The following is a 7,338-nucleotide window of genomic DNA, read 5'->3' on the forward strand; positions in this document are numbered from 1 at the left end:
GTTCTGCTGAATAAAATGGCTCAAATTTCCTAAGTCATCATATTTCATGTTTTTTGTGACGCAGGCAAGCGTCTGCTTTTGGTTCTGCGCTTTCTGGAAAAGCAGAATGTTTGTGTCAACTGTCGCGCTTTCAAAGACCTTTACGCCGGCAAAGTCTATAAGCTCCTTTGGATTTGCGTTTTTCGCAAAGAAGTCGCGTAGCTTTTCACCGTAGCCTGCGCGCATCCATTTGTTGGATGTGATAAAGCAGAGATGAGCGTTGTCTTTAAGCAGGTTAAAGCCGCGTTCATAAAAAAGGCAGTAAATGTCGCCTGTCTTTGCGAACGCCTTGTAATTCTGGTTTTCGTATAGTTTTGCAAGCTTTCCGCTGTTGTTCTGAAGCTGGATATACGGCGGATTTCCAATCACAATGTCGAATCCGTCCTCGATTCCGAACATCCAGTTCGCGTCAAAGAAATCGGCAACCGCGTTCTGGTCATAAGGATTCCATGAGGCAAGTTGTTTTGCATCTTCGTTATCGTACAGCCTGTCCTGTTCCAAAAGTTTTGCAAGTCGTTCGCGGCATTCTTTGTCAAGAGTTCTGTAGTGCATTTTTTCTTTTGCTGTCTGTGAGCTAAAATGTTTTGCTCGGATATTTTTTAACTCTTCACGTGTTTGGCTTACTCCGTTATCAAAAAGTTGAAGTGCCATATTTTCTTCTTTTTTAGAAATCTCAATCAGTGAATTTGCCGCCACAAATTTTGTCTCAAGGTTCGGCAGCGGGTCAAATCCGTAGTTGTTTTTTGCGTCGTTTCCTTTTTCCTGTTCGCAAATCAGCGTTATAAAGAAGCGGAGCTTTGCAATCTGCACGGCGATTGTCTGAATATCGGAGCCGAATATGCAGTTTTCAATCAGGTGCAATTTAAGCTCATAAAGACTTTGCTTTGAATCATAAGAAGAATCAAGTTTTCTTATTAAACTGACAAGTCTCTGCAAAATTCCTACTGGAAAAGCTCCTGAGCCACAGGCCGGGTCAAGAACCTTTATGCTTGTAAGCGCATTTAAGATTTTTCCATTGTCGTTGAATTTTATCTCGCTGGTGTTGTCATCAAAAAGCTGACTGAACTGCTCGCTTGAAATCTTAATGCTGTTTTCCAGATAATTTTTTATGGATTCATCCACCATAAAATTCACAATTTCGCGCGGTGTGTAAAACGAGCCGGAATCTTTGCGGGCAGTTTCGCTTGTTTCCGGGTTGTATGTTCCAAGAAGATTCTCAAACACTTTTCCCAGCAGCTCCGGGTCAAGGGCAACCTGCACATCGCTTGGAGTATTTTCTTCTACTGTAAAATTATATCTGTTTAGGATATGAACAATTCCCTCGTGTCCATCTTTTTCTTTCTGGAAGAATAATGCGTTCGGAATAAAAGCCCGCCGGTCTTTTTCTCGGCTGAAACCGTCATTGTAAATCTGAATATTGTTTCCATTTTCAGAAGTTTCAAGCTTGTCAAGACACTCAAAAAGTCCGCCGTTCAAGAAAGGCACTGAACTGAATAATCTGATTATTTCCTCATGGCTTACTTTGAAAAATGATTTTTTGTTGTCGTCCCTGTATAAAGTCTTGATTCCGTATTGCAAGTACGCTTTGTCGTCATCTGTAAAACCGCGCTCCGCAATGGCTTTGTTCAAAGTGGCAAAAAACAGGTTTTGGATGACCGCATTGTAGTAGTTTCCTTTTTCTGTGTTTTGAGAATCAAAATCTGACAGAATTTCTTTAAGTTCTTGCTCGTCAAAAATCCAGGACGGAATCAGGTCTTTTTGTTTGATAAACCAGACGAACATTAAACGTGTTATAAGTCTTATAAGGTTTGTCTCGTTGTTTTTGTCAGTTTGTTTTACGCTGCTTCCTTTTCCTTGCGGGTAGGTGGAAAGTTTGCAGGCCCAGGTGTACCAGCTGAACAGTTCCTGATAAAACTGTTTTGTAAGGGCTTCCACACTGAATGCATTTGTCAAGTCAGATAAAAGAATTGTCTCACCTTTATTCTTTTTACTTTCAAGGTCATTAAAACGCTCTGATATAGTCCGTGCAGGATGCTCTTTTCCTAAAATATATGTGTATCTCTTTGCGGAAGTAGAATCTTTTGAGTTTGCTCTTTTTTCAACATAAGAAAACCGCCATTCCTGATTTTCCACATTCTGGTGATGGAAGATTATCAGCGCGCCTTCAAACTGATTTATATACTGGCGGACAATTGCCTGAATTCCAACCTTATTGTTTTCAAGTTTTTTGTCATCTCCAACTGTTATGTCAAATACTTTTAACTCGCTGCCAAAAAAATCAAAAGAAGCCGCGTGGCGAATTTCTGTGATGTTTGAATTTTCAGCTTTTTGGCGGACTTCTGGATCATTTGTAAGAATATCATAGCCTTGTTCATAGTCACCAAAAACAGGAGATAAAACCTCCTTCAAAAAATTTTCAATTCCGCACCAGTCATTTTCGAAAATCTGTCTAAAGTTTGTCATTTACTTTTCCTCTGTTAGTAATAGAATCCTGCGAAAATATAGGCTTCGCCATGCTTTTGTGTATTTGCAGCTGTTATATTTCCAAGCTCTTGTTTAATCATATTTACAATATCCTCTGGAGATACAGGAATAAGCAGCTCATCAGGTTCTCCAAGTTCGGTAAGGAGCTTGTCTAATCTCTTTGCCAGAGTTGTGTTGCCCGCTTTAATTGACTTCATTGCTTGCCCGATTAAACTCATGGATTCTTTTGGAAGCTTTTGGCTGTTAATCCATTCATTTGCTCTTATAAGCACATTTGAAACAACAGTCTTTGCGTTTTTAGCCTTGCTCAGCTTGCTTTCGTATACATGATAAGCGTCCATCGCAGCCTTTCTTTTTGATTCAATATTTTCGATTGTGTTAAAAGCAGCCTCAGCCGTATTTGACGTGCATTTGCAGGAATCGAACATATCCATGTAGTTGATAACCTGAGCCTGCAAATCCTTTGCAACTTTTACATAGACACAGCCGTATTTATTTTTTACTTTTATTGCAAAATAAGTGTTTCCTTTTTCATCTTGCAAAAGGGGGGCAAGGCTTTTTTCTTCTGCGCTTTCAAGTTTCTGAATAAAATCATAGCGCTCAGGATTTGAATCTCTATATTTTTTTAATTCAGCAATGTATTTCTCTTGCGGACTTTCCTCGCCGTCAACAATTGTCTCAAAATTTCCTTCAGAAAGCTCCTCTTCCTGGCTGAATATTTTTGCGTCCTCGCCAAACATTGTGTGGAAAGACTGCAATTTAGTGTAAGCATTCTGCACAAGATTTATTTGCTCGTCTCCCTGGCTTGAAGGATAAAAGTTATAGACATAAATATCCTTGTTTTCACTTCCGATACGGTTTACACGGCCGATTCTCTGAATAAGCCGTGTGGAATTCCATGGCGTGTCATAATTCAATATTGAATTTGCCCTGTGCAGGTTAATGCCTTCGGCAAGGACTTCTGTTGTGATAATTACATCGTAGTCATTCTTCTGTTTTTCTTTATCATAGTTTGCATCAAAATTTTCCCTGATAATAGGCTCTTTTTCGTCACGGTTTGCGGCAGTAATTACAAGAGGTTCTTTTCCTGTGATGTTTTCCACTGCGCGGCTTAAGGACTTGACCGTGCTGATTGCTTCCGAGAAGATTACGAGCTTATGAGGCGTGTTTCTTTCCTTGCAAAAAAGGCCTGAACTTTCTTTTAGCGCAGATTTGAATCTGTCAAATTTAGGGTCGTAGTCGTTTTCGTTCCAGCGTTCTACAAGGTCGTTGATTTTCGCCAAATCAGATTTCAAATAATCAATATAACTTTTCTTTTCATCTCCAAAGGTTTTAAAGTCAGAACAATTATACTCAGCATTCTGATTTTTTTGATTTTTGCCTTCTTTGTTGAGCTTTTTGATTTTCGCTCTTATGTCAGCAAAACAAGATTCAATAGTGATAATTTTATCAGGATTTTTTGCCTGCTTTTCCTTTATGTTCAGTTCCTTGTTCACATCAATTTGAGGACAAATAAAGATGGCGTCATTTTCCCACATAGTAATCATATTTTGTGTGTATCTCTGAAAGTTTCTCAAAGATTCCTTAAAAGCTTCAAAACTGCTTTCAAGCCGCTTTACAAGAAGAATCTGCATAATTCTTGCAAGCTGATTAGAAGAACGCTGGGCAGTCATGTTTCTTCCGGAATAAATCTTTTCATATTTGCTGTTAAGAAACATTGTAGCCCTATAGCGGTAATATCCAAGACCTTCTGCCGCAAATGGATTTTCTTCTTCGGTTTTTGGGGCAATCATATTCATCGTGTCTGAAAAGAGCTGGGCAAGTTTCTTGTCCATAGTGTAGTAAAGATTTTCAGGACCATGAACTTGAGGAAATTTCAAATCATCAGAATAATGCTTTTTAATATCTGTTCTCGTGCGTCTAACAAGAATGTCGCTTAAAACTTTTTCGCGGACTTCTTTTGAAAGTTCAATCAGTTCTTTTTTTGTATTTGCGGCGGAGTCAAAAGAAGCTTGTTCAATGCCAAATACCTGTTTCTTTGAATGGATAATTGATTTGTATTTTCTGTTTATTTCTGCAAAAAAGTGTTCCAGGTCGCGGCCTTCAACTTTCTCAAAAGAAGAATTTTTTGGCTCATGCTCAAAAAGATAAATCTGATTTTGAATGTCGCGCGGACTGTTGTTCTGCATTGTTGCGGAAAGCAAGCCAATGAACGGATAATAACCGGTGCGGGCATTTACGCTTTCAAGATATTCTGAAAGAGCAATATACATCTCTGTTCCAGAATTACGGAATTTATGGCTTTCATCTATTATTACAAGACCGTAGTTTTCAGCGGCAGAAGAGAATGTTTTCATTTCCGGCGCCATTTCTTTTACTGCCTGTTTTTTAACTTCAGAATTTAGAGAAAAATCATTATCTTCTTCAATAACATCTTCTGCATCGCTTATTTCTTCCTCGGAAAAATCATCAGAAAGATGATTAAGGCTTCCTGTTGTCAAGAATCTTACATGCTCTTCAATCTTATCTGTCTGCTTCTTGTCGAATTTTTTAATTGTATCCACCCAGGAAGATTTTATTGCCGGCGGAACGATAATTAAGACTTTATCTGATTTTTTCAAAGACGCGGAAACGTCTATAAAATATTTTATGATTAAGATACCTACAATAGTCTTTCCAAGCCCTACAACATCTCCTAGAGCAAAACCTCCATGCTGAATCATATAGAAATAGCATTGCTGGACGGCATTAAGCTGATATTCCAGCGGTTTGATGTCTTCTGGCAAATATCCTGTCAGAATTGACTTGAAATTTGCGTCTGTTATCATGCCGAATTTGTCTTGCAGCAGTTTTATGTAGTTCTCGTAAGGCGTAAGATTTTTAGAGGTAGCAGATTCTGACTTTAAGACAAAATTCTCTTTTGCTTTTGTTCCTACAGGCGAATTGCTAAGTTCAACAAAAAACTCTTTTGTCCAGTCACCAGAAAGATTCCATTTTTCATTGAACCAATAATAATGTCCTTTAGACGGGTCATTTTCATCAGGTCTAGGTCTTGCATTAATATGATAATAGTCATTGTCAAGATAATTAAGCTCAGAATTTCCTTGCAGACCGTTTGCTGTAAAGTTACTGCTTCCAATTATTCCATAATTCGTTCTATCTGTGCCCTTAAAAATATAGCATTTTGAATGGAAGAACTGCTTTTCATCATTCTCATTTACATTGAAAATATGAACCTTAATTTTAGGATTATCTTCTGAGCAGTAGTCAATCAGCATTTTTGCCGCTTTCTGGCATTGCTCGTCATTCGTTTCGATGTTCTGCAAGTCTATTTTTATATAGTCCTGCGGATATTTCTTTGCTGAATTATATGCGGAAGCAGTCAAATCTTTTTGAAAAACATTAGGGTCTTTACCTATCAACAGTCTTAGTTTTGTTCCGTCTTTTTTCAGAAAAGATTTTAGAGAATCTGTTATCAAAGCCGTTCCTTTCAAATCCCAATAGCCAGTAGCAATACAGATTTCTTTTACTTCCGGGCGGCAAATTATTTCATTCAATGTATCAACAAGTTTTAAATTAGGAGAATTGTCTAAAAGCGTATTGCTAAGCATTTATGCGTTCCTGTTCTGTTTGTGAGAAAATTTTCCATGATATTATAGCACAGATTTTATTAATTTTTCGCTTTGACTCTGAAATCTTTTTCTATACAGTTTGAACTCTATTCCTCTTCAAGCCGGAAGTCTTTGTTTGTTGAACGGCAGTGCAAAAACAGTCTATACATCTAAAAAAATCGTCTAATTAGCTTTTTCAGGGGATAAGAGGCAAGGGGAAAATATATCCAGTATGTTAGGCAAATAAAGTAACTATATTTTAAAATAAAGTAACTATATTTGGAAATATAGTTACTTTATTCGGGTAACTTAGTTACTTTATTTTTAGCTGTTGTAAAAGCATCCGGCTGATTGTCATGTTGTGTCTAATAAGCTTTGAATGTCATTGCCGTGCCACGACACCGCGTTTTTTTGTCATTCCTGTGCCCCGACACAGGAATCTATCCGCACACCAAACTCGTTTATCAATCTCTAAGCAACTGTCATTGCCCGGCTTGACCGGGCAATCTGCTTTTAAGGAGATTATCGGATCAAGTCCGATAATGACAAACTATTGACAGTCCGATAATGACAAACTGTTGACAGCCCGATAATGACAGTAAAGTATAAAAGTTTACATTCGCTTTAATTATTTCCACTTAAACGTCGCAAGGCCGATTATGTAGATTGCGATTATGCAAAGCGGAACAAAGTACGCGAATACTGGCTTCATCCAGTTCTTCACTTTGAGTCCTTCGCCCTCGTTCGCTTCCTGAACGAGTTTTTCCCAGCCTAAGCCGAATCTGCCGCTGCAGCTGAAAACTGCGAAAACAAGCGCGCCTAGCGGAAGAAGGTTGTTGCTTACGATAAAGTCCCAGAAATCAAGCCACGCCGAGCCTTCGCCGAACGGATGAAAATGAAGCACGTTGTAGCCGAGAGCAGTTGTGAGCGCGATTAAGAAAATGCCTGTTCCGCAGATTACGCAGCCTTTCTTTCGCGACCAGCCTGTCATCTCGCGCACGCACGCAAGAATATTCTCGCAGACGGCAAGTTCTGTTGAGAACGCCGCGAACACCATAAAAAGAAAGAAAAGGCTTCCCCAGATTCTGCCTCCTCCCATGTTGTTGAAGACGGTTGTCATCGTGTTGAAAAGAAGCGACGGCCCTGCGTCAACCGCGATTCCAAACGATGCGCACGCAGGGAAGATTATCAGTCCTGCCGTAAC

General features: G+C 39.0%; 2 protein-coding genes and 1 pseudogene. All 3 read right to left on the bottom strand.

Annotation, left to right across the window (positions count from 1 at the left end):
• Window positions 1–2,502: Eco57I restriction-modification methylase domain-containing protein (locus tag B4C08_RS08110; protein WP_296664324.1), on the bottom strand; the 2,502-nt coding region annotated here is incomplete at its 3' end.
• A gap of 14 nt (window positions 2,503–2,516) precedes the next feature.
• The gene (locus tag B4C08_RS08115; protein WP_296664325.1) at window positions 2,517–6,134 is read right to left on the bottom strand and encodes a helicase-related protein; all 3,618 of its coding nucleotides are present in this window, start codon (window positions 6,132–6,134) and stop codon (window positions 2,517–2,519) included.
• A gap of 628 nt (window positions 6,135–6,762) precedes the next feature.
• Window positions 6,763–7,338, bottom strand: a pseudogene (locus B4C08_RS08120) (sodium-dependent transporter); the annotation flags it as partial.

The organism is Treponema sp. UBA753, assembly GCF_002297325.1.
In the GTDB taxonomy this organism is placed as follows: domain Bacteria; phylum Spirochaetota; class Spirochaetia; order Treponematales; family Treponemataceae; genus Treponema_D.